The organism is Actinomadura viridis (genome assembly GCF_015751755.1).
Classification (GTDB): Bacteria; Actinomycetota; Actinomycetes; order Streptosporangiales; family Streptosporangiaceae; genus Spirillospora; species Spirillospora viridis.
This window is the reverse complement of the sequence record NZ_JADOUA010000001.1, coordinates 2,059,428-2,085,139: the sequence shown is the minus strand read 5'-3', so window position 1 is coordinate 2,085,139 and position 25,712 is coordinate 2,059,428. Positions and strand designations below refer to the sequence as shown.

General features: G+C 74.2%; 26 protein-coding genes. 8 read left to right on the top strand and 18 right to left on the bottom strand.

Annotation, left to right across the window (positions count from 1 at the left end):
- Nucleotides 1–107 precede the first annotated feature (107 nt).
- The 5 genes from IW256_RS09270 to IW256_RS09250 form a co-directional block, all read right to left on the bottom strand.
- On the bottom strand, nucleotides 108–2,177 hold the full coding sequence (locus IW256_RS09270; RefSeq protein ID WP_197010559.1) for a dynamin family protein: 2,070 nt from the start codon (nucleotides 2,175–2,177) through the stop codon (nucleotides 108–110).
- Nucleotides 2,174–4,087, bottom strand: coding sequence for a dynamin family protein (locus IW256_RS09265; protein WP_197010558.1), 1,914 nt, complete (start codon nucleotides 4,085–4,087; stop codon nucleotides 2,174–2,176). Before IW256_RS09265 ends, IW256_RS09270 begins: the two co-directional genes overlap by 4 nt.
- A 95-nt stretch (nucleotides 4,088–4,182) precedes the next feature.
- Entirely contained in the window at nucleotides 4,183–4,992 is an 810-nt protein-coding gene (gene thiD / locus IW256_RS09260; RefSeq protein WP_197010557.1) for a bifunctional hydroxymethylpyrimidine kinase/phosphomethylpyrimidine kinase, read from the bottom strand.
- A gap of 79 nt (nucleotides 4,993–5,071) precedes the next feature.
- Nucleotides 5,072–5,710, bottom strand: a complete 639-nt coding sequence (locus tag IW256_RS09255; protein WP_197010556.1) for a cellulose binding domain-containing protein — start codon at nucleotides 5,708–5,710, stop codon at nucleotides 5,072–5,074.
- Between the two features lie 100 nt (nucleotides 5,711–5,810).
- Nucleotides 5,811–6,731: a thiamine-phosphate kinase gene (locus tag IW256_RS09250; protein WP_197010555.1), complete on the bottom strand. Its 921-nt coding sequence runs from the start codon at nucleotides 6,729–6,731 to the stop codon at nucleotides 5,811–5,813.
- A gap of 130 nt (nucleotides 6,732–6,861) precedes the next feature.
- Here IW256_RS09250 and IW256_RS09245 point away from each other — a divergent pair, with 130 nt between their 5' ends.
- Both IW256_RS09245 and IW256_RS09240 read left to right on the top strand, forming a co-directional pair.
- Nucleotides 6,862–7,095, top strand: coding sequence for an Lrp/AsnC family transcriptional regulator (locus IW256_RS09245; RefSeq protein WP_197010554.1), 234 nt, complete (start codon nucleotides 6,862–6,864; stop codon nucleotides 7,093–7,095).
- Between the two features lie 118 nt (nucleotides 7,096–7,213).
- Nucleotides 7,214–7,600 carry a DUF3515 domain-containing protein gene (locus IW256_RS09240; protein ID WP_307828812.1) on the top strand — a complete coding sequence of 129 codons (387 nt, stop codon included), beginning with the start codon at nucleotides 7,214–7,216 and terminating at the stop codon, nucleotides 7,598–7,600.
- A gap of 117 nt (nucleotides 7,601–7,717) precedes the next feature.
- On the opposite strand, the gene IW256_RS09235 is transcribed toward IW256_RS09240, so the two are convergent.
- Genes IW256_RS09235 through IW256_RS09210 form a run of 6 tightly spaced genes read right to left on the bottom strand, consistent with a single transcriptional unit; the run spans nucleotide 7,718 to nucleotide 14,128 of the window.
- Entirely contained in the window at nucleotides 7,718–8,416 is a 699-nt protein-coding gene (locus IW256_RS09235) for an ABC transporter substrate-binding protein (protein WP_197010552.1), read from the bottom strand.
- Entirely contained in the window at nucleotides 8,413–9,822 is a 1,410-nt protein-coding gene (locus tag IW256_RS09230; RefSeq protein ID WP_197010551.1) for a glutamine synthetase family protein, read from the bottom strand. Before IW256_RS09230 ends, IW256_RS09235 begins: the two co-directional genes overlap by 4 nt.
- A 26-nt stretch (nucleotides 9,823–9,848) precedes the next feature.
- Nucleotides 9,849–11,087 carry an NAD(P)/FAD-dependent oxidoreductase gene (locus tag IW256_RS09225; protein WP_197010550.1) on the bottom strand — a complete coding sequence of 413 codons (1,239 nt, stop codon included), beginning with the start codon at nucleotides 11,085–11,087 and terminating at the stop codon, nucleotides 9,849–9,851.
- A gap of 1 nt (nucleotide 11,088) precedes the next feature.
- Entirely contained in the window at nucleotides 11,089–11,277 is a 189-nt protein-coding gene (locus IW256_RS09220) for a ferredoxin (RefSeq protein WP_197010549.1), read from the bottom strand.
- Between the two features lie 40 nt (nucleotides 11,278–11,317).
- The gene (locus IW256_RS09215) at nucleotides 11,318–12,526 is read right to left on the bottom strand and encodes a cytochrome P450 (RefSeq protein ID WP_197010548.1); all 1,209 of its coding nucleotides are present in this window, start codon (nucleotides 12,524–12,526) and stop codon (nucleotides 11,318–11,320) included.
- 18 nt (nucleotides 12,527–12,544) lie between these two features.
- On the bottom strand, nucleotides 12,545–14,128 hold the full coding sequence (locus IW256_RS09210; RefSeq protein WP_197010547.1) for an APC family permease: 1,584 nt from the start codon (nucleotides 14,126–14,128) through the stop codon (nucleotides 12,545–12,547).
- A gap of 343 nt (nucleotides 14,129–14,471) precedes the next feature.
- Here IW256_RS09210 and IW256_RS09205 point away from each other — a divergent pair, with 343 nt between their 5' ends.
- Together IW256_RS09205 and IW256_RS09200 are read left to right on the top strand one after the other, a co-directional pair.
- Nucleotides 14,472–15,224 carry a FadR/GntR family transcriptional regulator gene (locus IW256_RS09205; protein WP_197010546.1) on the top strand — a complete coding sequence of 251 codons (753 nt, stop codon included), beginning with the start codon at nucleotides 14,472–14,474 and terminating at the stop codon, nucleotides 15,222–15,224.
- 74 nt (nucleotides 15,225–15,298) lie between these two features.
- Nucleotides 15,299–16,030 (top strand): cache domain-containing protein, encoded by a 732-nt coding sequence (locus IW256_RS09200; protein WP_197010545.1) that lies wholly within the window; start codon nucleotides 15,299–15,301, stop codon nucleotides 16,028–16,030.
- 60 nt (nucleotides 16,031–16,090) lie between these two features.
- On the opposite strand, the gene IW256_RS09195 is transcribed toward IW256_RS09200, so the two are convergent.
- Entirely contained in the window at nucleotides 16,091–16,624 is a 534-nt protein-coding gene (locus IW256_RS09195; RefSeq protein WP_197010544.1) for a MarR family winged helix-turn-helix transcriptional regulator, read from the bottom strand.
- 191 nt (nucleotides 16,625–16,815) lie between these two features.
- Here IW256_RS09195 and IW256_RS09190 point away from each other — a divergent pair, with 191 nt between their 5' ends.
- Genes IW256_RS09190 through IW256_RS09175 form a run of 4 tightly spaced genes read left to right on the top strand, consistent with a single transcriptional unit; the run spans nucleotide 16,816 to nucleotide 20,734 of the window.
- Nucleotides 16,816–17,886: an ABC transporter substrate-binding protein gene (locus IW256_RS09190; RefSeq protein WP_197010543.1), complete on the top strand. Its 1,071-nt coding sequence runs from the start codon at nucleotides 16,816–16,818 to the stop codon at nucleotides 17,884–17,886.
- 3 nt (nucleotides 17,887–17,889) lie between these two features.
- Complete coding sequence (locus IW256_RS09185; RefSeq protein ID WP_197010542.1) at nucleotides 17,890–18,696, top strand: ABC transporter ATP-binding protein; 807 nt, start codon at nucleotides 17,890–17,892, stop codon at nucleotides 18,694–18,696.
- Entirely contained in the window at nucleotides 18,693–19,592 is a 900-nt protein-coding gene (locus IW256_RS40965; RefSeq protein WP_197010541.1) for an ABC transporter permease, read from the top strand. The genes IW256_RS09185 and IW256_RS40965 overlap by 4 nt, the downstream gene beginning before the upstream one ends.
- On the top strand, nucleotides 19,589–20,734 hold the full coding sequence (locus IW256_RS09175) for an alcohol dehydrogenase catalytic domain-containing protein (protein WP_307828811.1): 1,146 nt from the start codon (nucleotides 19,589–19,591) through the stop codon (nucleotides 20,732–20,734). The genes IW256_RS40965 and IW256_RS09175 overlap by 4 nt, the downstream gene beginning before the upstream one ends.
- 93 nt (nucleotides 20,735–20,827) lie before the next feature.
- Here the strand turns inward: IW256_RS09175 and IW256_RS09170 are convergent, their stop codons facing one another.
- The 6 genes from IW256_RS09170 to IW256_RS09145 all read right to left on the bottom strand — a co-directional run bounded on the left by IW256_RS09170 (nucleotide 20,828) and on the right by IW256_RS09145 (nucleotide 25,577).
- On the bottom strand, nucleotides 20,828–21,325 hold the full coding sequence (locus IW256_RS09170; protein WP_197010540.1) for a cupin domain-containing protein: 498 nt from the start codon (nucleotides 21,323–21,325) through the stop codon (nucleotides 20,828–20,830).
- Entirely contained in the window at nucleotides 21,322–22,125 is an 804-nt protein-coding gene (locus IW256_RS09165; RefSeq protein WP_197010539.1) for an alpha/beta fold hydrolase, read from the bottom strand. Before IW256_RS09165 ends, IW256_RS09170 begins: the two co-directional genes overlap by 4 nt.
- The gene (locus IW256_RS42685; RefSeq protein WP_197010538.1) at nucleotides 22,110–22,934 is read right to left on the bottom strand and encodes an aspartate dehydrogenase domain-containing protein; all 825 of its coding nucleotides are present in this window, start codon (nucleotides 22,932–22,934) and stop codon (nucleotides 22,110–22,112) included. Before IW256_RS42685 ends, IW256_RS09165 begins: the two co-directional genes overlap by 16 nt.
- A 124-nt stretch (nucleotides 22,935–23,058) precedes the next feature.
- Nucleotides 23,059–23,433, bottom strand: coding sequence for an ATP-binding protein (locus IW256_RS09155; protein ID WP_197010537.1), 375 nt, complete (start codon nucleotides 23,431–23,433; stop codon nucleotides 23,059–23,061).
- A gap of 417 nt (nucleotides 23,434–23,850) precedes the next feature.
- Nucleotides 23,851–24,654, bottom strand: coding sequence for a hypothetical protein (locus IW256_RS09150; protein ID WP_197010536.1), 804 nt, complete (start codon nucleotides 24,652–24,654; stop codon nucleotides 23,851–23,853).
- The gene (locus tag IW256_RS09145) at nucleotides 24,651–25,577 is read right to left on the bottom strand and encodes an ABC transporter ATP-binding protein (protein WP_197010535.1); all 927 of its coding nucleotides are present in this window, start codon (nucleotides 25,575–25,577) and stop codon (nucleotides 24,651–24,653) included. The genes IW256_RS09150 and IW256_RS09145 overlap by 4 nt, the downstream gene beginning before the upstream one ends.
- Nucleotides 25,578–25,712 lie beyond the last annotated feature (135 nt).

The window sequence follows — 25,712 nt, the reverse complement described above, 5'->3', positions numbered from 1 at the left end:
CGAGCACCCGGCCGGCTCATCGGATCTCCGGTGAGCCGGCTTTCTGCGTTCCCGCGCCGGCCGGTGCGCGGCGTCAGCGCACGTCCTCGATCAGCGCACACTCTCGATCAGCGCACGTCCTCGATCAGCGGGCGCTTGAACTCCGACAGCTCGACCGCGATCCCGTTCAGCAGCGTGTCCCAGGTGTCGAGCTGGCGGCGGTCGCCCTCCACCTTGCTCCGCCCCTCCTCCAGTGAGCCGATCGCCTCCTCGGTCGCGGCGATCAGCCCGCCGAGCTCGGCGGCCAGCTCGCTCTCGACGTGACCGGTCCAGGCGCGCAGCCCCTCGGCGCACTCCTCGGTGTACTGGCCGGCGATGCGGCCGGCGCCCCCGGCCAGCGCGTCGGCGTACTCCCCGGTCGCCCGCTCCACCAGGCGGCGCTTGGCGAGCCGGGCGCTCACCACCACGATCGCGCCGGCCGACAGGACGACCGGCGCGGCGATCCAGCTCACCAGGCCGAGGGCGAACAGCCCCGCCCCGGCGGCGGCCCCGGCGGTGCCGACCCCGGCCGCGCCGGCGGCGTTCGGCCAGGACAGCATGGGCGAGGTACGGGCCAGCACGCGGTCCGGGACGTGCATGCTCATGTCCCGCAGCCATTCGCGGAGGGCGCCCTCGTCGACCGGCCGCCGCGACCCGGTCAGGTCGGCCCGCAGCTCCTCCAGATGCTCGGCGTAGTCCTGCAGCAGCGGGAGCACGCTGCGTTCCAGCGCCTCCTCCCGCTTGCGCATGAACCGCTCCAGCGGGCCGTCCTCGCGCCCCGCGAACTCGCGCAGCTCGTCCTGGAGGCGCCGGTTGAGCACGTCGTCGATCTGCATGATCGCGCCCGCGTAGCGCTCCATCCGGTCGCCCTTGAACGGGCGCAGCTTCAGCCGCGGCGGACGGTCCATCCACCGCGGCACCTCGGGGACCAGGCCGCGGATGAACCGCTCCAGCTCGGCCGCCAGCAGCTGCTCGGTCTCGGCGACCCATCCGTTCAGCCCGGTACGGATGTGGCCGAGGGTCTGCATGAGGCTCTCCCGCCGGTCCCGGCTGGAGTCCAGCGTCTCCCGGAGCTGGTCGGCGCTGCGGTTCAGCAGCAGGCGGCGTTCCATGACCACCTTGTCCAGCTGGGCGATCTGGTGGCCGAGCAGCTCGGCCGGGCGCAGCAGCTTGACCCGCGCCTTGTCGTGCACGAGGAAGTCGGCGAGTGCGGCCTCCAGCTCCTGGACGCCCGACTCGCGGTCCAGCCGCTCGTCCACCGTCTGCGCGGTACGGGCCTCCAGGGCGTCGTAGGCGCTGACGAAGAACAGCCGGCGGGCCACCGAGCGGCGGGCGTAGGACTCGGCGATGGTCCGGCAGCGCCGCCGCACGTCCTCACGGTCCCTGGGCCTGATCAGGTCGAACTGGTTGACCGCGAAGAAGATCTCCTTGTGCCCGAGGTCGGCGAGCATCTTCAGGTAGTGCTCCACGTCCCGGTCCTTGAACGCGCCGCGCGCCGGTGTCACGAAGATGATGGCGTCGACCTGCGGCAGGAAGGCCAGCGTGACGTTCTCCCGCTCGGGGCTCTCGTTGGTCCCGGCCGAGTCGATCAGCTCGACGTTGTCGCGCAGCAGCGCGTACGGCCCCCGCACCTGGCCCCACAGGTAGGGGCTCTCCACCAGCAGGCCGCGGTCGTCCAGCCGCAGCTCGACCGCCTGCCGGAACTGGGAGATCGTGGCCTGGAGCCCCGGCGAGCCGGGGTCGAGCCCCTGGAAGAGGGTCGCGCCCTCGACCTCGCCGTACCCGACGACCGTGGTGAACGCGGTGGTGGGGTTCTCCTTCATCGGTAGCAGCTCGGCCCGGAGCAGGGCGTTGACCAGGGTGCTCTTCCCGCTGCTGAAGTCGCCGAAGACCATGATCCGGAACGTGGTGCGGCGCAGGGTCTTGATCGCCTCGTCCAGCGTGTGCGAGTGGCGGGCGGTCACGCCCGGCCCGGCCGGGCCGCCTTCCAGGTCGCCGGCGATCGCCCGGGTGCGCTCGAACAGCTCGCCCAGCCGGGCCCGCTGGACGTTCCACACGCCCAGCCCCTCCTCGCCCGCGCGGCCGTCGCCCGCGCGGCGGTCGAGGCCCGTACCCTGCCCGCCGTCGCCCGGCGCGGCGTCGTGAACATGCCGGCTCATGCCCGTCCCATCCGTGTCGTCGCCCCCAGGCGCCGGGCGGCGGCGGCCACGTCCTCGGCGAGCCGCCCGGCCTCGAACCTCAGACGCTCGGCCCGCACCGGCGGTTCACCGGCCGCGTCCCACAGCGCCATGCGCGTCTCCCACCAGCTCTCCTGCCAGCTCTCTGCGGAGGACAGCAGGTCGTCGTACCGGGCGTCCACGTGCCCGGCCGCCCGCGTCGCGATGGCGGCCGACAGGTCGACGCAGATCCGGCGCGACTCCTCCCGGATCCGCCGCCGCTGCCGGTCCAGGTCGTCGCGGCCCAGGTCGCGGCGTACGCGCTCCCACAGGCGCGGCGAGAGAACGGTGGCGGGGGCCAGCGGCGGGATGAGGGAGAGGGTGAGGTCCAGGGCCGTGGTCCCGCCCTCGAAGAGCCACCGGCCCAGGCCGCGGCGGCGAAGGGGGAACGGGGGCCCGCCCCGTCCGCGGCCCGTGCCCGCCGCGCCGGCTGGAGCCGCGGGACCTCCCGGGTCAGAGGAGCCGGCCCAGGCCGCTTCGCCTCGCCGGTCCCCTTGCCCGCCCTCTTCTCCGTCCTCCGCGCCGGCCTCTGCGCCGTCGTCCCCGGGCCCGGCGGGCGGGCCCGCGACGGCGGCCAGTTCGCCGCGGAGCCATTCGGCGTCCCGCCGGAACGCCTCGTCGATCGCCGCGGAGGCCGCGGCGGTCTCCTCCGCCGCGGTGCGCAGCAGCAGGGGCTCCACCTCGTCGCGCCAGCACACCGCCGGGTCCGGATGCGTCGCGGTGAGCCGTTCGATCCCGGCCATCACGGCCTGCCACCGCCGCGTCCCCGCCGTGGCGACGCCCGCGTTCAGCCGGGCCCGGCGGCCCTCCGCCTCCAGCCGTACCGCCGCCCAGCGCGCCCGGGCGGCCCGGTGCTCGGCCTCGATCCGCTCCCGGGCGAGCCGGACGCCGGGCTCCGCACGGGCCCGTGCGGCCGGCATCTCCTCCGCCAGCGCCAGCATCCCCTCACAGGCCGCGGCCAGCACTCCGGCGCTCTGCCGGGCCCGGGCCGCCCGGCGGTCCGCGCCCGCGGCCAGGCCCGCCAGCCGCGCGCGCAGCGCGACCAGGCGCTCCAGGTCGTCCGGTACGACCCCGGCGCCGCCGGGGCCGGGCAGCACCTCCACGGCCGGGCCGATCGCCGCCGCCACGGCGCGCGCCCGTTCCAGGACGGCGCCCACGGCATCCTCGGAGAGGAGGTCGAGCATGGTCACCACGACCAGCACGTGCGGGATCCGGTGCACCCGCACCAGGTCGCGCAGCAGGTCCTTCTCCTGCGTGTTGAGCCCGCCCCGGGCGCGGACGACGACCACGACGGCGTCGCAGCCGGGCACGGTCAGCGTCCGCGCCTCGTGGTCCCCCTCCCCGCGCGCGGGGAGCGCGTCGAACGCCGGGGTGTCGATCAGTTCGAGCCGGGAGGCGCGCAGCCAGCGATCGTCGACCCGTACGACCCGACCCGTCCTCGCACCGGGAGGGCCCGCGCCGGAGCCGGCGGCCCCGGTGGCCGTTTCCGCTCCGGCCTCGGGATCCACCTCGGGGACCGGCTCGGGCTCGGGATCCGGGTCGGCCTCGGACTCGGCCTCCGGATCCGGGTCGGCGTCGGGGTCGCGTCCCGGCCGTACGGACACGACCGAACGGGTGGTGGGCCCCTCCCCCTCGTCGAGCAGCGCGGCCCCGAGCAGCTGGTTGATCAGGTGCGACTTGCCCGCGGAGAAGGAACCGGCGAAGCAGACCTGGCAGGCGGGCCGCCGGTTCCGCGCCGCCAGGCCGCGGAGCCGCCAGGCGAGACGGTCCAGCCCGTGCTCCCCGGCCAGGGCGGCCCCGCGCCCCAGAAGCCGGTTCCAGGTCTCGTCCAGCGCTTCCGGCGAATCGTCCACTACCGCCCCGTGATCCCCCGAACCTCGCTCAGTCGACGTGGATCGTATCCGGAAAGGCCCTCCGGCGCCCCCGTGTCCCGGAAGTCCCGGCCGTCTCAGGACGTACGGTGCCGCCAGAAATGGTCGACCGGGCCGATGCCCGCGCCCAGCGGGAAGCCGGCCGCGATGGCGCCGGTGACGTACTCCTTGGCCTTGCCGACGGCCGCCGGGACGTCCTCGCCCAGGGCCAGGTACGAGGCGATGGCGGACGCGAGGGTGCAGCCGGTGCCGTGGGTGTGCCGGTTGTCGTGGCGGGCCGCGGTGAAGCGGTACTCGCGTTCGCCGTCGAAGAGCAGGTCGGCGGGCTCGCCGGGGAGATGCCCGCCCTTGATCAGCACCCAGCGCGGGCCGAGCGCCTTGACCGCCTCGGCGGCCTCGCGCAGCCCCGACTCGTCCACCACCTTGACCCCGGTGAGCTGGTCGACCTCCCACAGGTTGGGGGTGACGACCGTCGCGGTGGGCAGCAGGACGGAGCGGACCGCGTCCAGCGCCTCGGGGGCGAGCAGGGTGTCTCCGTGCTTGGACACGCCGACCGGGTCGACCACGACGGGGACGGTGACCTCGGCGAGCACCGCCGCGACGGTCTCGACCAGCGCGGTGGAGGCGAGCATCCCGGTCTTGATCGCGTCCGCGCCGATGTCGGACAGGACCGAGTCGAGCTGGGCGCGCACGGCCTCGGGAGGCAGCTCCCAGTAGCCCTGGACGCCGAGGGAGTTCTGCGCGGTCACCGCCGCGATGACGCTCATGCCGTGGGCGCCGAGCGCGAGCATGGTCTTCAGGTCCGCCTGGATCCCGGCGCCGCCGCCCGAATCCGACCCCGCGACGGTGAGCACGAGGGGCGGGGCCTGGGCCTGGTTTCGCGTCATACGCCCACTGTACGGTCGATCATGCCGTTCTCCCGCCCTGGCCCGCCCTCGCCCGTCCCGGGGCCGAGACCGGACGGCGCTACACGCGGGTGCAGGGCAGGCCGTTCATCTTGCAGGACGAGGGGCCGCCCGCGGTGCCCCGGGCCAGGAAGGTCACCTTCACCGACCGGCCGGGGGCGAGGGCGGGGGCGCCGGTGCGGCTGCGCACCCAGCCGAGCTCGCCGGTGCGGACCACGGTGGCGCCGCTGACGGAGAGGATCGAGGCGTCCGGGATCCGGAAGGCCAGCTGCCACGCGGGCACGGACCGCGGGCCCCGGTTGGCGATCGTGGCGGTGAAGCGGAAACCGTCGGACGAGCGGCTCACCATGCGGAAGGCGACGACCAGCCCGTCGGCGCGCGGGGCGCCGCGGCTGGCGCGGTCGCCGGGGCCGCGCTGGGAGACCTGGCCCTCGCGGACCTCCGTCTCCGGCTCCTGCGGGGCGCCGCCGGCGAAGTTGAGGGAGATCTGCTGGGTGCTCATCGCGTAGGACACCACGCCGACGGCCATCACCAGCGCGACGATCGGCAGCAGGGGCATCGGGATCTTCGAGAGGGGTCGCGATCGGGAGCGGCCGTCGGCGCGGCCGCCGGAGCGGCCGGCAGAGGGGCCGCCGGAGGGGCCGGTCCCGTCCGGCGCGACCTCGTCCTCGGCCGCCTCAAGCCTGGTGTGTCGTCCCATCCCATCCCTCTTCGATCACAGGATGTATACCAAACCCGCACCAAGCATGCCTACCAGACGGGTGAAGGGGCGCACCGGTAGCCGCGGGGTTCGAGCGGGTTCACTCCCGGAAGTGGTCCCAGCCGCCGCCCTGGTAAGAACCGCCGTCCACCAGCACTCCGGCACCTTCCGTCACGCGGCCGATCACGGTCCACGACGCCGGTGGTACGGCCGACGACGGAATTGTGGCGGCGAAGCCATGGTCCTCTCCGCCGGTCAGAACGTGGCGAAGGCCACCCCGGCCGAGCACCCGCGGCACCGGGACGTCCGCGGTGTCCACCTCGACGCGGACCCCGCTCGCCTTGGCGATGTGGCCCAGATCCTGGAGCAGGCCGTCGCTGACGTCCATCAGCGCGGTCGCGCCCATCGCCCGCGCCTCGGCTCCGGCCGTGTACGGGGGGCGGGGGCGGCGATGGGCCTCGATCAGCTCGGCGGGCGCCGTCCGCCCGCTCCTCAGCAGCTCCAGCCCGGCCGCGGAGTGCCCCAGCCGCCCGCGGATCGCCACCAGGTCCCCGGGGGCGGCCCCGGCGCGGGTCAGCGGCGGCTCGCCGTCCAGGTCGCCCAGCGCGGTGATCGCGAGCGTGATCTGCGGCGCGGCCACGACGTCGCCGCCGGCCACCGAGCAGCCCGCCAGCTCGCATTCCTCGGCCAGGCCCGCGTACAGCTGCTCGGCCCACTCCACCGGGGTCTCGGGCGGCACCGCGAGGCCGACCAGCAGCACGGTCGGCCGGGCGCCCATGGCGACCACGTCCGCGAGGTTCTGCGCGACGGCCTTGCAGCCGATCTCGTACGGGCCCGACCAGTCGCGGCGGAAGTGGCGCCCCTCGACGAGCAGGTCCGTGGTGGCCACCACCCGCCCGTCGGGCGCGCGCACCACCGCCGCGTCGTCCCCGGGCCCCAGTTCCACCGCCGGTCCCTGCGGCAGCCGGTCGGTCAACCGCGTGATCAGCCCGAACTCGCCCAGCTCTCCGATACTGCTCATCCGCCCCCGATCTCGTTTCCGCCGCCGTCGCGCCGGGAAGGCTCTGGACACCCAGGCCCCCGCGCCCACCGCGGCCCGTAACACGATACGGTGACCGTTCGACGGTTTTTCTCCGCCCGGGGAGGACGTGATGGTGCAGGCCTACATCCTCATCCAGACCGAAGTCGGCAAGGCCGCCGAGGTGGCCGGTGAGATCGCCGGCATTCCGGGTGTGACCCTGGCGGAGGACGTGACGGGACCCTATGACGTGATCGTCCGATCGGAGGCGCGCAATGTCGACGAGCTGGGCAAGCTCGTCGTGGCGCAGATCCAGGCGGTGGAGGGGATCACCCGTACGCTCACCTGCCCGATCGTCCACATCTGACGGCCCGCCCCGCACGTCCGCGCGCCATGACCGGCGTCCCGCGCGCCGGGGCGTCCGCGCGCGGGTCCTGGCGCTCGTCCTGCTGCTGCCGGTGGCCGCCGGCTGCGGTGCGGGGGCGGTGCGGGTCCCGGTGCCGGCGCCGGACGCGGCGGGTGCGCGGCTGTGCGCCGGGCTGCGCCTGCCGGAGAAGGTGCACGGGCTGGAGCGCCGCGACACCGACCCGGAGTCGCCGCTCACGGCGGCCTGGGGGTCGCCCGCGATCGCGCTGCGCTGCGGCGTGCCGCGGCCCGCGGCGCTGGTGCCGACCTCGCAGCTGGTCACGGTGAACGGGGTGGACTGGTTCGGCCAGCCGGCCGACCGCCCGGTCACCTTCACCGCGGTGGCCCGGCAGGTCTATGTCGAGGTGACGGTGCCGCCCAAGTACAGCCCGCCGGGCGACGTGCTGGTCGAGCTGGGCGCGGCGATCTCCGCCACGATCCCCAAGAAGCCCGAGGGCCAGATCTGACCCGGCCGCTCCGAGGTCGAGACCCGCGGGCGCGGTGGCGGGACGTCGTCCCGCCACCGCGCCGAACGCGGCCGGTCTCCCGGTCAGGCCGGTCTCCCGGTCAGGCCGGTCTCCCGGTCAGGACAGGGGGAAGGGCAAGGTGGGCATCCAGGTGCGCCAGACCTCTTCCAGGCGGCCGTCGGCGATGACGGCGGCCAGGGCCCCGTCGAGGTCGGCCAGGACCTCGGGACGGTCCTTCGCCACCGCCACGCCCCAGCGGTTGCCCGTCGGGACGGTGAACGCGAGGTCGAAGGCGGGGTCCTCGGCGAGGGGGACGAACACCACGTCGTCGTCCACGACCGCGTCCACCTCGCCCGAGCGCAGGGCCGCCAGCATGTCCCCGAAGACGTCGTCGGTCTCGCCGCCGAAGGGGACGGTGACGGCGCCCTCGAACGTCTCGGCCAGCGCCATGTTGGTGCTGCCCTCGATCGCGGCGACGCGCCGGCCGGCCAGGTCGCCCGGAGCGGACACGCCCGCGCCGCGCCGCACCAGGACCGACTCGTTGAAGATCGCGTACGGGCGGGTGAACGCGGCCTGGCGCAGCCGGGCCTCGGTGATGCCCTGGCCGCACCAGACGGCGTCGACCTCGTGCGCGCGCAGGGCCGGGAAGAACTCGGCCCAGGGCGTGAACACCCACTCCAGGCGGCGGCCCAGGGCCCCGGCGACCAGCGCAGCGGCGGCGGGCTCGTAGCCGTGCCGGGTCACGCCGTCGGGGCTGCGCGAGAACAGCGGCGGCGCCTCGGCGTCGATGCAGGCCAGCCGCAGCGGGGCGGTCACGGGAGGTGCTCGGTGTACATCTCGCGCTCCCAGTCGGTGATGGCACCGCAGAAGCGGGCCCACTCGTCGCCCTTGAGCGCCAGGTACAGCTCGGCCATCTCCTCGGGGAACGAGCCGCGGACGACCGGGTCGGACGCGAAGGCGTCGAGCGCGTCGCGGAGGGTGAGGGGCAGCGGGGTGAACTTCGAGGGCGGGCCGGCCGGGTCGTCGGTGGAGGCGTCCGCGTAGCTGCTGCCCGCCTGGGGCGCGCCCGGGTCGACGGCGTGGTCGAGGCCGTTCTTGATGGCCGAGATCAGCGCGGCGTGCGAGAGGTAGGGGTTGACGCTGGCGTCGGGCAGCTTGCATTCGAGCCGGCCGTTGGCCGACAGCCGCACCGTGCAGGTCTTGTTGTCCATGCCCCAGTTGATCTGCGAGGGGGCGAACTGCCCGGCGTCCCAGTACCGCTTGTAGGAGTTCACCGTGGGGCCCATCAGCGCCATCATCCCGGCGGCGTGGCTGAGGATGCCGCCGACCGCGTGCCGGCCGGTCTCGGTGAGGTGCATCTCGGTGACGGCGGGGTCGGCCAGCACGTTCTCCTCGCCGCGCCACAGGCTGAGGTTGTGGTGGCAGCCGTTGCCCATCACCCCGGCCGCCGGCTTGGGCATGAAGCTGGCGGTGACGCCCAGCTCGCGGGCCACCTGGCGGCAGATCTGCCGGTAGGTGACCAGCCGGTCGGCGGTCCGGTCGGCGTCGTCGAACATCCAGTTCAGCTCCAGCTGCCCCGGATCCTCGTAGTCGCCCTCGATCATGTCGAGGCCGAGCGCCTGGCCGTACCGGATCACCCGCTGGAAGACCGGCCGCATCACCTCCAGGCTGTCGACGTGGTACGACGGGCTGGAGCCGGGCTTGACGTGCACCTCCAGGCCGGGCCCCGTCCAGGTCATCTCCGGTTCGCAGCCGCTGCGCAGCCGCAGCCCGGTGGCCTCGGTGAACGCGGCGTGCACCCGGCGCAGGTTGGAGCGCGCGTCGGTGGCCAGCGGGCGCCCGCCGACCCCGGGTCGCTGCCCCGGCTCGTACACGCTGCAGAAGAACCGGCCGACGGTGGTGTCCCACGGGAGCACGTCGAAGGTGTCCAGGTCGGGCATCGCGGTGAACTCGGGCGCCTCCGTGCCGCCGCCGAGCAGGGCGCCGAACCGGTCGACCTGGAGGTCGGACATGGCGGTGCGGTGCAGGTTGACGCCGTTTTCGAGGTTGCGGCGCAGGTGCCGGGCCGGGACGACCTTGCCGACCACCCGGCCGGTCAGCGAGACCGTCTGGTAGTAGATGAACTCGACCCCGGACTGCTCGACGCGGGCGGCGAGGTCGCGCGCCGCGCCGTCGTCGGTGTTGCGTTCCTTGTGCTCGTCGAGAGCCGTCGTAGTGGACATCGGGCCTTCCTCAGATGGATAGGGGGTCAGACCGGGGCGGGAGCTGCGGTCACCAGCTCGTGGTAGCGCCGGTGTTCGGCCAGGGGGATGCCGATGAGCACGACCCCGACCATCTGGTGGTCGCGGTAGTACGCCATCGCGACGCCGTCCTTGAGCGCCCGGGGGTGGTCGAGCCCGCCGTCGAGCAGTTCGCAGCGGTCGCCGAGGCCGGGGGCGCCGTAACTCTGCACGCGCACGTCGTACTGGTCGCTCCAGAACGACGGCAGGGGGGCGAAGACGGAGTCGTCGGGCGGCCGGACGCCCAGGTCGGCGGCCAGCGTCGCCGCCGCGCGCCGGGCGGTGTCCCCGGGCACGCACCAGTGCTCCACCCTGCGGGGCTCGTCGTCGTAGCGCGGGTTGGGGAAGCGGGCCACGTCACCGGCCGCGACCACGCCGGGACGCCCCTCCACCCTCATCCGGTTGTCGCAGACCACGCCGTCGCTGAGATCGAGGCCGTTGCGCTCCAGCCATTCGACGTTGGGCTGGGAGCCGATCGACTCGACCACCAGGTCGGCCCGGACGGTGGTGCCGTCGTCCAGGACCGCGGCGGTGACCCGTTCGCACGGCCCGTCCGAGAGCAGTTCCGCGACGATCCGCCCGGTGATGAAGCGGACGCCCTGCGCCTGGTGGTGGCGCCGCATGACACGGCCGAGCTCGGGGCCCAGCGCCCGTTCCATCGGCTCGGCGCACGGCTCGACGACGGTCACCTCGCAGCCGGCCCGGCGCGCCGTGGCGGCGACCTCGCAGCCGACGAACCCGCCGCCCACGATCATCACCTGGGCGCCCGGCACCAGCCGCTGCCGCAGCGCGACCGCGTCGTCGACCGTGCGCAGCGCGTACCGGCCGAACTCCGGGCCGGGGATGGCGGGGCGCCGGGGCCGCAGCCCGCTGGCGACCACCAGCCCGTCGAAGGCGAGCCGGCCGCCGTCGGCCAGCGTCAGCCTCCGGGCGTTCAGCGACACGTCCACGACCGGGGTGCCCAGCCGCCAGTTCACGTCCTCGATGCTCTTGCGCCGCCGCAGCGCCGTCGCGGCGTGCGCCGCGGCGACCCCGCCCGCCCCCGCCTTCCCGGCGAGGACCTCCTTCGACAGCGGCGGGCGGTTGTAGGGCAGGTGCTCCTCCGCCCCGACCACCGTCACGGCCCCGACCCAGCCGGTCGCGCGCAGCTGCTCGGCCGCGCGCAGGCCCGCCAGGCCGCCCCCGACGACCACGATGTGCCCGGTCATGTCAGTCTTCGACGCGGATGGCCTGGACGGGGCACACGTCGGCGGCGTCCTCGACGTCGTCGCGCAGGGAGGGGTCGGGTGCGGGGTCGTACTCCAGCCGGCCCTCCTCGTTGATCCGGAAGACGTCGGGCGCGGCGATGGCGCACTGCCCATGGTCCTGGCAGAGGTCCAGGTCGACGACGACCTTCATCGGGGAGCTCCCTTCACTCTGTGTCTCGGCCATGCGTTGCTCAGCTTCCTGGGGTGAAGGCGATGGGCAGGGTGATCGGCCCGGTGTTGCCGCTGAGCGGCAGCGACCGGGCCTCGCCGCCGGGGCGCGGGTCGCGCATCCGGCGGGCCAGCAGCGGGAGGGCCTCGCTCATGTCGCAGCGGGCGACGAAGTGGCCCAGGCAGTGGTGGGCACCGCCGCCGAACCCGAAGTGCGGGGGGCGTTCGGCGGTGATGTCGAACCGGCCGTCCGGGACGGCCCGCGGGTCGGTCCCGGCGGACTCGGTGAACAGGTGGACGGTCGTGCCGGCGGCGATGTCCACGCCCTCGAAGGTGAAGTCGTCCAGGGCCTCCCGGGTCACCCAGGTGGTGGTGGGGTCGACCCGCATGACCTCCTCGACGGCGGCGGCGCCCAGCTCGGGCCGCTCGCCGAGCAGCCGCCACTGGTCCGGATGCCGCAGGAAGGTCTGCATGGCCAGCCCGAGCTGGTTGCGGGTGGTGTCGAACCCGCCGAAGATCAGCAGGATCATCGAGTCGCGCAGCTCCACCCGGCTCAGCCGGTCCTGGTCGCGCTCGGCCTGGACGAGCCGGGTGACGAAGTCGTCGCGCGGCTCGCGCAGGCGGTCGTCGATCAGCTCGTCCACGTACCCGTACAGGGTGTCCAGCGCGGCCTCGATCTTCGGCAGGTCCTCGGCGATGGTGACGCCCATGGCGAGCCCGATGGTGGCCGAGTCGCGGGCGATCACCGGCCACTCCTCCTCGGGCAGCCCGAGCATGATCGCGATGACCCGGGCGGCGTACGGCTCGGCGAACTCGGAGACGAACTCGCAGCGGTCCGGCTCGGCGAAGCCGTCCACCAGCTCGCCCGCCAGGGCCCGGAACCGCGGGACCAGGCCGCTGATCAGCCGGCGGGAGAACGCCGGGTTCATCAGGCGGCGCAGGCGGTGGTGGTCCTCGCCCTCCTTGTTGAGCACCCAGTTGGCCCACCACTCGGCGAACGGCCCGGTGGTGATGCCGTGGTGCTCGGGCCACCTCGCGCTGCCCTGGCGCAGCCGGGGATGCTTGAGGAGGCGTTTGACCTCGTCGTGGCGCAGCACCGCGATCCCGTAGTTGGTGCGTGCGTACCAGCCCTGTTCGCGGGCCCGGCGCACCTCCTCCGACTGCACGGAGAACGCCGGGTCGGCGACGTTGAAGTACGGGACGTCCGCGGGCGCGGTGGCGGCCTGCGTCATGTCCTCCTCCTCTGAGGGTCACCAGGGGTCACCTGTGGTTCGGAGCCGGCGGCGGCGTCCCGGGCGGGCGGGGACGGGGACCGCGTCGCCGGCGGGGGCGTCGCCGCGGCCGTGGTGGCGGGTGGCGGCCATGTACGCCAGCCCGAGCGCGATCACGACCGCGCCGGAGAGAGGGACGATGTAGTCGTCGTACCAGGGCGCCTCGGGGGTCCGCGGCCAGGACATGTTGACCATGGCGGCGATCCCGTACACCAGGGCGGCGACGTTGACGGCCGGGCCCCAGCGGCCGAGGGTGAACGGGCCGGCCGGCCGCCACCCCTTGAGCCGGGCCCGCAGCGCGGCCAGCACCACCATCTGGAAGCCGAGGTAGATGCCCAGCGAGGCGAAGGAGATGATCTTGGTGAGGGCGTCCGCGGACACCTTGGAGCCGATCACCAGCAGCGCGGGCAGCACCGCCGCGAGCAGCAGCGCGTACGGCGGGACGTGCCGCGCCGCCGAGAAGCGGGCCAGCAGGCCGCTTCCGGCGATCATGCGGTCCCGGGCGTAGGAGTAGGTCAGCCGGCTCGCCGCCGCCTGCAGGCTCATCGCGCAGGACACGAACGACACGAGCACGACGCCGAGGATCACCTTGACCGCGACCGGGCCGAAGGCCGCGGTGAGCGCGGTGGTCACCGGGTCGGCGTCGGCCTCCGAGATCACCGCGCCGAAGTCGGCGACCGACAGCACCAGGGCCAGGGTGACGAAGGTGGCGGCGGCCCCGCCCACGTAGATCGTCATCCGCATCGCGCGGGGGATGCGGCGGGCCGGGTCGCGGACCTCCTCGGCGACGTCGCCGCACGCCTCGAAACCGTAGTACTGGAAGATGCCGATCAGGGAGGCGGCCAGGAAGGCGGCGGCGTACGAGCCGCCCTCCCCGGCGCCCTGGCCGTCGAACAGCACCCCGAGCCCGTGGTGGCGCTCGGTGGCCAGCAGCCAGATCCCCACGGCCAGCGCGCCCAGCAGCTCGGCGGCGAACCCGATGATCGCGGCCAGGGCGAGGTAGCGGGTGCCGGCGAGGTTGATCAGCGTCGCCACCGCCAGGATCGCCAGGGCGCAGCCGATGGTGGCGGTGGCGGTGGGCCGGAACCCCAGCATCGACGCGGCGTACGGGCCGGCGCCGTAGCTGACGCTGGCGATCGTGGCCAGCAGCGCGACCAGGTACACCCAGCCGCTCATCCAGGCCCAGCGGCGGCCCCACAGCCGGCGGGCCCAGGGGTAGATGCCCCCGCTCACCGGGTACTGCGAGACGATCTCGCCGAACACCAGGGCGACCAGCAGCTGGCCGACGCCGGCGATGACGAAGGCCCAGATCATCGGCGGCCCGGCGGTGGCCAGCGAGAAGCCGAACAGGGCGTAGACGCCCACGACCGGCGAGAGATAGGTGAAGCCCAGCGAGAAGTTGGCCCACAGGCTCATGTCACGCCGGAAGTGCGGCTCGTACCCGAGGGCCGCGAGCCGCGCGGCGTCCGCGTCGACGCCCGCGTCGACGCCCGCGCCGGCCCCGGCGCCGGTTTCGGGGCCGGTCTCAGAGGGCGCCGCGGCGGGGTCGCGATCGGTGGACACCGGGGTCCTCCCTTGTCAGCGGGCGTGCGGGCGGCGGTCGCGGGGGAACGGCCGGAGCCCTCGGGGGCGGGCACCACGCGGCCTCACCTGTCGACAGGGGGTGACCCGTCGCGCAAGCGATCGGAGGTGACGGCGGACGGTCGGAGTCGGTCAACGGTCGGTCATGGCCGGATCGGGCGGTGGCCCGGGTCCCGGCCTGCGAAACTGAGGTCGGAGCCGCCATCGCCGAGAGCCGCGGGTACTCTCAGGCCGAAAAGATATGGCGCCAGATATTTAATGGCAAGGGCCCCGGCGAGATCTCTTGCCGGCCGGTCCGCCCCGAGAGCCCGTGGAAGGGAGAACGATGCCCGCACCGGACGTGTCGGCGACCGCCCGGCTCGCCGTCTTCGCACCCCTGGAGAACCGCGGGCGGGCCGAGACCATCACCCGCCGGCTGGCCGACGCCATCTCCCTCGGGCTGCTGGCCGACGGCGAGCAGCTGCCCAGCGAGCCGGAGCTGGCCGCGCGGCTGAAGGTGGCCACCGTGACGGTCCGGGAGGCGCTCGGCGAGCTGCGCGGCCAGGGCCTGATCGTCACCCGCCGGGGCCGGGGCGGCGGCAGCTTCGTCCGCGCGCCCGAGCGGAGCGAGCGGGTCGAGCGGCTGCGGCGGCGGCTGCACGACCTCACCGTCGCCGACCTGCGCGATCTGGGTGACCACTACGCGGCGCTCGCCGCCGGGGCGGCGCTGCTGGCGGCCGAGCGCTCCTCGCCCGAGGACCTGGAGCACCTGGAGGAGGCGGTGGAGGCGTTCGCCGGCGCCGCCGGGGCCGAGCGCCGCTACCACGCCGACGGCCGTTTCCACGTGGAGGTGGCCGCCGCCGCCCAGTCCGCGCGGCTCACCCGCGAGGAGATCCGGATGCAGACCGAGATCGGGCCGCTGCTGTGGCTGCCGGGCGCCGACGGCCGCACCCGGCGGCGGCTGGACCGGCAGCACCGCGAGATCGTCGCGGCCATCGCCGCCGAGGACGGCGACCGCGCCGCGCGGCTCGCCCGGGAGCATGTGACCGAGGCCGTCGAGCGGCTCGTCGAGTTGCACCTCGGGCTCGTCGAACCTTGAGACGGGACGCCGCACGACAAGGGATCATGGAGGCGCGATCATGACGCCATCGACCACGGGCCCCGGGTGACCACGTGACCGAACCTCTCGCACAGACCGCCGGACAGGACGTCGGCCGGGTCTTCGACGCCGTCCTCCGTTCCATCGAAGGGCTCAGCGCGCAGGTCGTCGACCTCGTGGGCCGGGCGGCCGCCCGCGGGGAACGGGCCGGGCACGAGGACCTGGCGCCGCTGCGGCTGGAGATCCTCGGCGTCCTCGGCGCGCACGCCCCGCTGGTCACCGGCACCGGCTTCGTCGCCGCGCCCGGCCTGCTGGCCGACGCGCCGCTGTGGCTGGAATGGTGGCAGGCCGGCGACGGCGGCGTCCCGGAACCGCTGATCGTCGATCTCGACCCGGCCGGGCACGGCTTCTACGACTACACGAGCCGGCCGTGGTTCACCGTCCCCCAACGGACCCGCGGCCCCAACGTGCACGGCCCGTACGTCGACTACCACGGCACCGACCAGTACATCCTGACGATGTCCACGCCCGTGCTCGACGGCCCGGGATTCCTGGGCATCACCGGCGCCGACCTGTACCTGCGGCGGGTCGAGAAGGCCGTGCTGCCGCTGCTGCCTCCGGGGGCGATCCTGGTCAACTCCCAGGGCCGGGTGGTCATCTCCCGCTCCGCCCGGCACGTGACCGGCGCGCTGCTGCGCAGGCTCGACGTGGACGCGGTGGACCGGGCCGGGGCGCCGGTGGAGGTCGACGGCGGGGGCACGCTGGCACGCTGCGGCGAGCTGGGCCTCTACCTGCTGACGCCCTGATCGCCGCCGCCGGCTGATCCCCTGGCGGGCCCCGGTCTCCGGGATCAGGGGGTCAGCGGGTCAGCGGGCGCGCCTGCGCTGCGGCGCGGTGACCTCGCGCCCGTCGACCGCGCGCTGGATGGTCGTCTCCAGCAGCGCCAGCGCGGCGGTGATCTGCTCGCGCTGCGCGCGGTCCAGCCCCTCCAGGAGGGTCTCCTCGTTCGCCAGGTGCAGGGCGAACACCTCGTCGATCAGGTCGATCCCGGCCGGCGTCAGCTCGGCGAACATCACCCGCCGGTCGCCGGGGTGCGGCGTGCGGCGGATCAGGCCGGCCCGCTCCAGGCCGTCCAGGCGTCCGGTCATCGCGCCGCTGGACAGCAGCGACGACTCGGCCAGCTCCGAGGGGGTCTTGCGGTACGGGGGGCCGCCGCGCCGCAGGTTGGCCAGGACGTCGAAGGACTTCGGCGTCAGCCCGTGGGGCGCGAGGTAGCCCTCCAGCTCGTGCCGCGAGAGCTCGGCGACCCGGCGCAGGCGCCCGAAGACGCCGATCGGCGAGGGGTCGAGGTCGGGGCGCTCCCGCCGCCAGTCGTCGATGGCCTTCTCGACCGTGTCCATGGCACCGTCCGTCGGTTGGTCCGGGGGGTGGACCCAGGGTGTTTGGTCCGGGGGGTGGATCGATGGATCCGCGCGGCCGGCGGATCCGCTGGGAAGCGTAGCGGAAAAGCCGCGATTCCAAGATACCTTGACACAAGTAATTTAAGTCCCAGATACTTCCGACCAAGTTAAAACGCTCGGATGAGGTCACCATGCACACACCTGTTGCCACGCTCCGCACCCGGCGGCGGCGCCGCACGCTGGCGGGAGCCGCCCTCGCGGTCACCGCCCTGACGCTCGCGGCCTGCGGAGGGTCCGGCGCGGACGAGGACGCCTCCGGGCGGACCAGGCTCGACGTCCGTACCGACGTGTTCTACACGGGCGCCGTCCTCCCGCTGGTCGCCGGGGTCGAGCAGGGCATCTACGCCAAGCACGGGCTGGACGTGACCCTGAACCCCGGCAAGGGGTCGGCGACCACGCTCCAGACCGTCGCCAACGGGTCCGACGACCTCGGCTACGCCGACGCGGGCGCCCTGGTTCAGGCGGCGGGCAAGAACATGCCCGTCCAGATGGTGGCCGGGATGGTGCAGCGCTCCCCGCTCGCGATCTTCGCCAAGAAGGACTCCGGCATCGGCTCCGCCAAGGACCTGGCGGGCAAGACCGCCGGGTACACCGCCGGCTCGGCCCCCGAGACGGTCTTCCCCGCGTTCGCCAAGGCCAGCGGGCTCGACCCGGACTCGGTCACGCTGAAGAAGGTCGACGTGCCGACCCGCGACAGCCTGTTCGTGCAGGGGAACACGCAGTTCACCTTCGGGCTCCTCAACGTCACCGAGCCGAACATGAAGGAGAAGTGCAAGTGCGACCTGGCCGTGCTCGGCTACGGTGACGCGGGACTGGACGTGCTCAGCTCCGGCATCGTGACCTCCGACAAGTTCGCCGAGGAGAACCCCGAGGCGGTCCGCAAGTTCCTCGCGGCCACCGCCGAGGCGGTCGGGGCGGTGGACAAGGACCTCGACGGGGCCGTGGCGTCGTTCTTCAAGGTGGCCTCCACCAGCACGCTGTCCAAGAACGTGGTCGCCGAGCAGTGGAAGGCGTCGGCCGCGCTGATGACCACCGACCGGACCAAGGGCCAGCCGTTCGGCTGCACCGCCGAGGCCGACTGGCGGAGCACCATCCAGGTGATGGAGCAGTACGGCGGCGTTCCGGCCGGCAAGCTCACCCCGGCCGACGTCGCCAGCAACGCGCAGCTGAACGGCTGTGCCGACGGCCTCGGGAAGAAGTAGCCGATGTCCCCAGCCGATCCGGCCACGGTCCCGCCGTTCGTGGAGTTCGACCGGTTCACCAAGTCCTTCGACACCGCGGGCGGCGTGGTCACCGCGGTCAGCGAGATGTCCTTCCGGCTCGACCGGGGCGAGTTCCTGGCCATCGTCGGGCCCAGCGGCTGCGGCAAGAGCACGCTGCTGATGGCCCTGGCCGGGCTGACCCAGCCCACCTCCGGGCAGGTCCGGGTCGCCGGCGAGGCCGTGCTCAAGCCGTACACCGACCTGGGCATCGTCTTCCAGAGCGCCGAGCTGCTCCCCTGGCGGACCGCCCTGCAGAACGTCCTGCTCCAGTCGGAGATCCGCCGCTCCCCCAAGGACGAGGCCGCCGCCCGCGCCCGCGAGCTGCTGGACCAGGTCGGGCTCGGCGGGTTCGAGACCCACTACCCCGAGGAGCTGTCGGGCGGCATGCAGCAGCGGGTGGCGCTGTGCCGGGCGCTGCTGCACGACCCCGAGATCCTGGTGATGGACGAGCCGTTCGGCGCCCTCGACGCGCTGACCCGCGACCAGATCCAGATCGACCTGCAGCGGCTGTGGATGGAACGCCGCAAGACCGTGGTGTTCGTGACCCACAGCATCGACGAGGCGGTGTTCCTGGCCGACCGGGTGCTGGTCTTCTCCCCCCGCCCGGCCCGCATCGCGGCCGAGTTCCGGGTACCGCTGGACCGGCCGCGCCCGCTGAGCGCGCGCGGCGGCCGGGAGTTCACCGACCTGGTCGGTGAGATCCGCGGCGTCTTCGAGAACCTCGGCGTCCTGACGGAGGAGCGCACGTGAGCCCCGTACCGCAGAAGGGCGCGGCCACCGTCGCGCCCGCGTCCCCCACGGAGAACGGGCCGGCGGCGGCCCCCGCGAACGGCGGCCCGCGGCGGCGCGCGAGGCGCCGGCTGCTGGAGTCGCGGTTCGCCGACTGGGCGCTGCCGATCGCGCTGGTCGTGCTGCTCGTCGCGGCCTGGCAGGCGCTGGTGTCGTTCGGCGGGGTGGAGGAGTACGTGCTCCCCGCCCCCGGCGACGTCGTGGCCAAGATGTTCGGCGACTTCGGCGTGTTCGCCGAGCAGTCCGTGCCGACCATCATCGCGATCTTCGTCGGCTTCGCGCTGGCCATCGCGATCGCGCTGCCGATCGCGGTGGCGATGGTCTACAGCGGCGTGGTGCGGCGCGCGGTGTACCCGCTGCTGATCATCGCCCAGGTGGTGCCCAAGGTGGCGATCGCGCCGCTGTTCATCATCTGGTTCGGGTTCGGGCAGCTGCCCAAGATCCTGATGGTGGCGCTGATCTGCTTCTTCCCGGTGGTCATCGACTCGCTGGTGGGCTTCAAGGCGGCCCGCCCGGAGAGCCTGATGCTGGTGCGCTCGATGGGCGCGAGCCGCTGGCAGGCGTTCTGGAAGATCCGCTGGCCCTGGGCGCTGCCCAGCATCTTCGCCGGCATCAAGGTCGGCATCACGCTGGCCGTGGTCGGCGCCGTGGTGGCCGAGTTCGTCGGCGCCGACACGGGCCTGGGCGTGCTGCTCATCACCGCCCGCGGCGACATGGACAGCCTCACGGTGTTCGCCTCGATCGCCTGGCTGACGGTGATCGGTTTCGTGCTGTTCGTCATGGTCGAGGTGCTGGAACGGCTCCTGGTCCCCGGCAGGAAGAGCGGCCGGGCGTTCGAGGCGTCGGGATCGCTGTGAGCGGCGGCTCCCAGCGGGCCGTGGTGTACGCGGGGCCCGGCCGTGCCGATCTGGGCGAGGCTCCGATGCCCTCCCTGGAGGTACGGCCGGGCCCCGGCGTGCTGCCCCGGCGCTGCGACCACGGTGTGATCGTCCGGACGCTGGCGACCGGCGTGTGCGGCTCCGACCTGCACACCCTGCGCGGGCCCGGCGCCGTGCCCGGCATGGTCCTGGGGCACGAGCTGACCGGGGTCGTGGTCGAGGCGGGCCGGGACGTCGAGCGGGTCCGGCCCGGCGACGTGTGCTCGGTGCCGTTCAACGTGGCGTGCGGGCGCTGCGCCGCCTGCCGGTCCGGGCGCACCGGCCACTGCGGGCGCGCCAACCCGTCCCGGCCGGGCGCCACGTACGGGATGGGCGAGGGCTTCGGCGGCTGGGCCGGGCTCCAGGCCGAGTACGCCCTCGTGCCGTACGCCGACTTCAACCTGCACGTCCTGCCCGACCCCGCCCAGGCCCGCGAGCGGCTCCTGGACGTGGCCCTGCTCGGCGACGTCCTCCCGACCGGCTACCACGCGGCCCGGGGCGCCCGGGTCGGGCCCGGCACGTCGGTGTACGTCGCCGGCGCCGGGCCGGTCGGGCTGGCCTGCGCGGCGGCCTGCCGGCTGCTGGGCGCGGCGACGGTGATCGTCGGCGACGTCAACGGCGAGCGCCTCGCGCACGCCCGCGCGAGCGGCTTCGCCACCGCCGACCTGGCGGGCGGCGCGCTCCCGGACGCGGTCGCGGAGATCCTCGGCGCCCCGTACGTGGACGCGGGCATCGACTGCGTGGGCGCCTCGGGCGACCGGGCCGCCGCGCTCAACGACGTGGTGGGCGTGGTGCGGCACGGCGGGACGATCTCCATCCCCGGCGTCTACCCGGCCGGGCCGCCCGGGGAACGGCCCGAGCTCGGCGTCTGGCTCGGCGGGATCTGGTCCAAGGCGATCACCGTGACCTCGGGCGCCACCCCCGTGCGGCGCTACCAGGACGAGCTGGCCGCCGCCGTCCTGCGCGGCGGGCTGTCGATCGGCGACGTGGTCCGCGCCACCCCCGTCCCCCTGGACCGGGCGGGCGAGGCGTACGAGCGGTTCGCCTCGGGGGAGGGCCGCAAGTTCGTGCTGGTCCCCTGAGATCGGCCCGGTGAGGTTCCGGGACATGGAGGAAGGGCGCGCCCCGCCGTTGCGGTCCGGGCGCGCCCTTCGGCTCGTTCGCGTCCCCGCGGGTCAGTCGCGGGTGACGCCGTGCATCGGGGAGGTCGGCGGGTAGGTGGGCAGCTGCGGCCTGCGGGCGCCGATGATCACGCAGAACAGCGCGTCGGAGTCACCGATGTTGCGCAGGCTGCGCGGGACCCCCGCCGGCACCCGGATCAGGTCCCGGTAGCCCAGCACCCGGGAGGCGGTCCTGGTGCCGTCCTCCACGTCGTGGACGGTCACCTCCAGCTCTCCCTCCAGGACGAAGAACACCTCCTCCACGTCGTGGTGGGTGTGCTCGGGCCCGATCGCCCCGGCCGGAAGCCGCATGTTGGAGAAGGTGAAGTGCTCCGAGGGCAGGATCCGCTTGTCGGTGTCGTGGTCACCGGTGGCCCCCGACCCGATGTAGCGGATCTGCGCCCGCCGGAACTCCTCGCCCGCCTTGGCCTGGAACCCCAGCGTGTCCCAGTCCTCCAGGCGGCTGTCCCGGCCGGCGATGCACGAGTCGATGAGGGCGTCGAGATCGGTCATGAGAGTGCTCCTTCGTTGTCGTCAGGGAGGTGGAGGTCGTCGGGAACGAGGAAGTCGCGTACGGCCCGGGCGAACTCCGCGGGCCGTTCCTGGTTGGACAGATGGCCGGCGCCGGGGATCTCGGCGTACCGCGCGCCGGGCACGGCGGCGGCGATGAGCCGGCTCTCGGCGGGCGGGCAGACGGCGTCGTGCTCGCCGACGAGCACGAGGGCGCGGGCGCGGATCCGGCCCAGCAGCGGCCCGTGGTCGGTGGCCGCCATCGACTCGGCCGCGTACCCGTACCCGGGCATGCGGACGGCCGCCGCCATCGCCTCCGCCACCCGCGCGACCTCCCGGGGGGTCGCCGCGGGCGACAGCAGCCGGGCCGCGCGCCGCCGGGCGAACGCGGCCGGGCCCAGCCCGGCGAGTTCGGCGCCGCGCGCCCGCATCGCCGCGGCCTTCTCCGGGGAGGTGCCCGAGCCGCGGGTGGAGTCGGCCAGGATCAGGGATCGGAGCCGGTCCGGGTGCCGCAGCGCGATCCGCGCGGCGATCACCCCGCCCCAGGAGACGCCCAGCACGTGGGCGCGTTCGAGCCCCAGCCCGTCGAGGACGGCGACGGCCGCGTCCGCGTAGCCGTCCATGCCGGGCGGGCCGGGGGGATCGGCGGCGGAGGCGTAGCCGGGCGCGTCCCGGGCGATGACCCGGAACCGGTCGGCCAGCAGCGGCGTGACGGCGTCGAACGCGGCGCCGCCGGACCCGATCCCGTGCAGGCACAGCAGCGGCTCCCCCGCCCCGGCGTCCCGGATCACGCGACCCGCCACGAGGCGCTCAGGTCGCCCAGGGTCCGCAGCACCGCGTACGGCACCAGCCCGCTCGTGGCCGGGTTGGCGGGATCGGGCAGGTGGGCCAGCTCGAAGCGGTACTCCCCGACCTCTCCGGCGAACTCCACGACATGCCGGGTGAGCGCGGCGCCGGGATCGGCGACGAGCCGTACCCGCACGATGTCCCAGTCGCCGGCGGCCAGCGCCAGCGTGGCCGCGACGTTGGCGTTCCTGGGGAAACGGGCGGCGGCCTCGCGGGCGGATCCGTCGTGCAGGACGACGGGCTCCTGGCCGGGCGCCAGGGCGCGCAGCCGTTCCGCCAGCCCGGCGTCCATCCACGGCTGCACCAGCGAGGCGGGCTTCTTGGCCGAGGTGAGCCGGACCGACCGCAGCGGCCCGCCGAGCGCGGCCGACCGGACGACGTCCAGCCCGCCCAGCGCCCCCGGGCACACCAGCAGCCGCCCGGGGGCCCGGCGGAGCCGCGTGAAGAGGACGTCGTCGGCCAGCGCCCCGACCGACACCGCGACCAGGTCGCGGCCGGCGTCCAGGATGCCGGGCCCGTACCGGCGGAGCGCGTCCTGCCCGGCGGCCTCCACCACCACGTCGGCGGCCTCGGCCAGCTCGCGGGCGTCGCGCACCAGCTCGGGGACGCCGGCGTCGGCGCCCCCGCCAACGGCCCGCCCGTCCCGGCCGTCGCGGCCGTCGCGGCGGAGCACCGCCGTCAGCTCGGCGCCGGGCACCCCGCCCGCGCGCAGCACCCCGGCGACCTTCGCCCCGATCGCCCCGTGCCCGAGCACCCCGACCCGCACGCTTCACCACCAAGTAGCTTGGAACGAAAATACTTGGAGTAAAAGTATCGAGTCGGCGGCCTTCGGCGCAAGACGGATCAAGGCAGGCGAGAGCGGACTCACCGCCCCGCCGGGAAGCGAGGGCTCAGTCGAGTTCGAACCAGGCGCAGAGGCGGCCGTCGTCCAGGAAGTGGCCCGACCGGTCGGCCAGCGTCTCGATCAGCATCACGCCGTAGCCGTTCTCGCGGGGCTCGTCGTCCTCGCCGTCACGCCGGACGGGCACGGTCTGGCTCCCGTCGTCCACGACCTCGCAGCGGAGCGCGTCCCCGGCGGCGCAGAGCCGGAGCGTGAACTTGCCGCCGAACCGGGACTCGGAGTGGACGACGCTGTTGGTGCACGCCTCGGAGATCAGCAGCTCCGCGGTCTCGGCGCGCAAGTCCCCCGCCAGCAGCGCCGCCGCGAAGCTCCGCGCCTCCGCGACGCTCTCGGGAACGGCCGCGAGCGTGACCGTACCGATCACCGTCCACTCCCCCACGCGTACATCGCCTCCACGGTCGACGCCCCCATCCGGCGCCGGTGACGGGGCCGGCACCGGCGACCGGCCCCGGCCCCGCCCCGTCCCGGTCACGGCGGGAGGGCGCGAACCGCGCCCTCCCGCCGCTCCAGCGGCCAGGGCGTTGTTCGGCCCTTGCCCCGTCAACCGGCCCGCGAACCTCCGGCCGGCCGTGACCCCACCGGCCACGGCACCGGACCCGCGCCGTCCGGCCCGAAACCCTCGGCCGGGAAACCCCGCACCCTCCCCTCAACCGTGGCAGGACAGGCGCTTCCAGCAGTGCGGGGGTGGTGAACGCCTGTCCGGGGGTAACGATTAAGTCACCGTGAGTGACGGGCAAGTTTTGCACTGTTATTACCCGTAAGAGGTGGTTCCAGCAGGTGTCTAGGCGTCCCGGCGGCGGAGCGTCGCGTACCCGGCGGCCACGGCCGCGGCGGCCCAGCACGCGAGGATCGGCAGGCCCACCCAGGACGGATAGGCCTCGTTCTCGCCGCGCATGAACGACGCGCCGGCGACGCCGGGCAGGTAGCCGGCGGCCCGCTCGAGCACCGTGACGTCGCTCGCCTGCAGCACCGCGGGCAGCACCGCGAGAAGCAGAAACACCGCGATCAGGGTGCCCACCCCGCTGCGCAGCGCGGCGCCGAGCCCCAGCGTGAACACGCTGATCAGAGCGATGTAGCACCCGACCGCGAGGATGTCGCCCAGCCAGCCGGCCACCTCGAACCGGCCCCAGCGCCCCAGCATCGGCACCGCCACGGCGGTCCCGAGGACGGCCAGAACGATGCCCGCCACGCCCCCTGCCACGGCCGCCACCGCGGTCTTGGCCAGCAGCATCACACCCCGCCGCGGCACCCACTGCAACGTGGTGCGGATGACGCCGCCCGCGTACTCGGCGGTGATGAGCAACATGGCGAGACCGATCAGCGCGTACTGCACCAGATCGAGCGCCGCCATCGGGATCAGCCCGACCGCGACCACGCCCTTGTCGTCGGACGGGTCGTCGTTGCCGTTGGCGTTGACGGTGAAGATGGAGAACTGGACGGCCCCCAGCCCCATCAGGACGCCCCCCGCGAGCAGGCACCACCAGGTGCTGCGCACCGACCAGGTCTTGCTCCACTCGGCCCGCACGGCACCCCGCAGGCCGCCACCGGACGCGGGCTCCAGGCGGGTGGACGCGAATCCGCTCACAGGCCCTCCCCCTGCGCCGCCGCGTACTCGACGCTCCCCGCGGTCAGTTCCATGTACGCCTGTTCCAAGGTGGCCTCCTGCGGGCTGAGTTCGTGCAGCAGGACACCCAGCCCGTGGGCCAGTTCACCGACCGTCTCGGCCGGAACGCCCGAGACCAGCAGTTCGCCCGCCGAGACCCGCTCGACGTCCGCGGCCCGTCCGGCCAGCCCCGCGGCCAGCGCGTCCATCCCCTCGGGCCGCGGCCCGCGCACCCGCACCCGGTGCCGCGAACTGGCCGCCAGCACCTCGGCGATCGGCGCGTCGGCCAGCAGCCGCCCCTTCCCGATCACGACCAGCCGGTCGGCGGTCAGCTCCATCTCGCTCATCAGATGGCTGGAGACCAGCACCGTCCGCCCCTCGGCGGCCAGGGACCGCATCAGCTCGCGCACCCAGCGGACCCCGTCGGGGTCCAGGCCGTTGACCGGCTCGTCGAACATCAGGACCCCCGGATCGCCCAGCAGCGCGCCCGCGATGCCCAGCCGCTGCCCCATGCCCAGCGAGAAAGTCCCGGCCCGCTTTCCCGAGACCCCGGCCAGCCCCACCACCGCCAGGACCTCCTCGACCCTGGAGACCGGGATCCCGTTGCTGTACGCCATCGCCCGCAGGTGCGCCCGGGCGCCGCGGCCGGGATGCACCGCCTTGGCGTCCAGCAGCGCGCCCACCTCGCGCAGCGGGTGCCTGAACTCGGCGTACCGGCGGCCGCGGATCAGTGCCGTTCCCGCGGTCGGCCGGTCCAGTCCCAGGATCATCCGCATCGTGGTCGACTTCCCCGCCCCGTTCGGGCCGAGGAACCCGGTGACCAGGCCGGGCTCGACGCTCAGGGTCAGGCCGTCCACGGCGGTGGCGTCGCCGTAACGCTTGGTCAGCCCCTCAAGTGTGATCATCCGATCACGTTAGGAAGGAGCGGGCGGCGGGCGCAGTGCCCGTTCGTCGCCGGGCACCCTGGACTTTCGGCAGGTACCCGGCGGGCCGGCTCCCGGAAGACGCGCGCCGGCCGGCCCGGAATTCGCCAGCGAAAA

Excerpts from the sequence above, each read along its gene's own strand:
- IW256_RS09270 (WP_197010559.1), bottom strand. The coding sequence starts at position 2,177 with ATGAGCCGGCATGTTCACGACGCCGCGCCGGGCGACGGCGGGCAGGGT.
- thiD (WP_197010557.1), bottom strand. The coding sequence starts at position 4,992 with ATGACGCGAAACCAGGCCCAGGCCCCGCCCCTCGTGCTCACCGTCGCG.
- IW256_RS09255 (WP_197010556.1), bottom strand. The coding sequence starts at position 5,710 with ATGGGACGACACACCAGGCTTGAGGCGGCCGAGGACGAGGTCGCGCCG.
- IW256_RS09250 (WP_197010555.1), bottom strand. The coding sequence starts at position 6,731 with ATGAGCAGTATCGGAGAGCTGGGCGAGTTCGGGCTGATCACGCGGTTG.
- IW256_RS09245 (WP_197010554.1), top strand. The coding sequence starts at position 6,862 with ATGGTGCAGGCCTACATCCTCATCCAGACCGAAGTCGGCAAGGCCGCC.
- IW256_RS09230 (WP_197010551.1), bottom strand. The coding sequence starts at position 9,822 with ATGTCCACTACGACGGCTCTCGACGAGCACAAGGAACGCAACACCGAC.
- IW256_RS09225 (WP_197010550.1), bottom strand. The coding sequence starts at position 11,087 with ATGACCGGGCACATCGTGGTCGTCGGGGGCGGCCTGGCGGGCCTGCGC.
- IW256_RS09220 (WP_197010549.1), bottom strand. The coding sequence starts at position 11,277 with ATGAAGGTCGTCGTCGACCTGGACCTCTGCCAGGACCATGGGCAGTGC.
- IW256_RS09215 (WP_197010548.1), bottom strand. The coding sequence starts at position 12,526 with ATGACGCAGGCCGCCACCGCGCCCGCGGACGTCCCGTACTTCAACGTC.
- IW256_RS09205 (WP_197010546.1), top strand. The coding sequence starts at position 14,472 with ATGCCCGCACCGGACGTGTCGGCGACCGCCCGGCTCGCCGTCTTCGCA.
- IW256_RS09195 (WP_197010544.1), bottom strand. The coding sequence starts at position 16,624 with ATGGACACGGTCGAGAAGGCCATCGACGACTGGCGGCGGGAGCGCCCC.
- IW256_RS09190 (WP_197010543.1), top strand. The coding sequence starts at position 16,816 with ATGCACACACCTGTTGCCACGCTCCGCACCCGGCGGCGGCGCCGCACG.
- IW256_RS09185 (WP_197010542.1), top strand. The coding sequence starts at position 17,890 with ATGTCCCCAGCCGATCCGGCCACGGTCCCGCCGTTCGTGGAGTTCGAC.
- IW256_RS09170 (WP_197010540.1), bottom strand. The coding sequence starts at position 21,325 with ATGACCGATCTCGACGCCCTCATCGACTCGTGCATCGCCGGCCGGGAC.
- IW256_RS09145 (WP_197010535.1), bottom strand. The coding sequence starts at position 25,577 with ATGATCACACTTGAGGGGCTGACCAAGCGTTACGGCGACGCCACCGCC.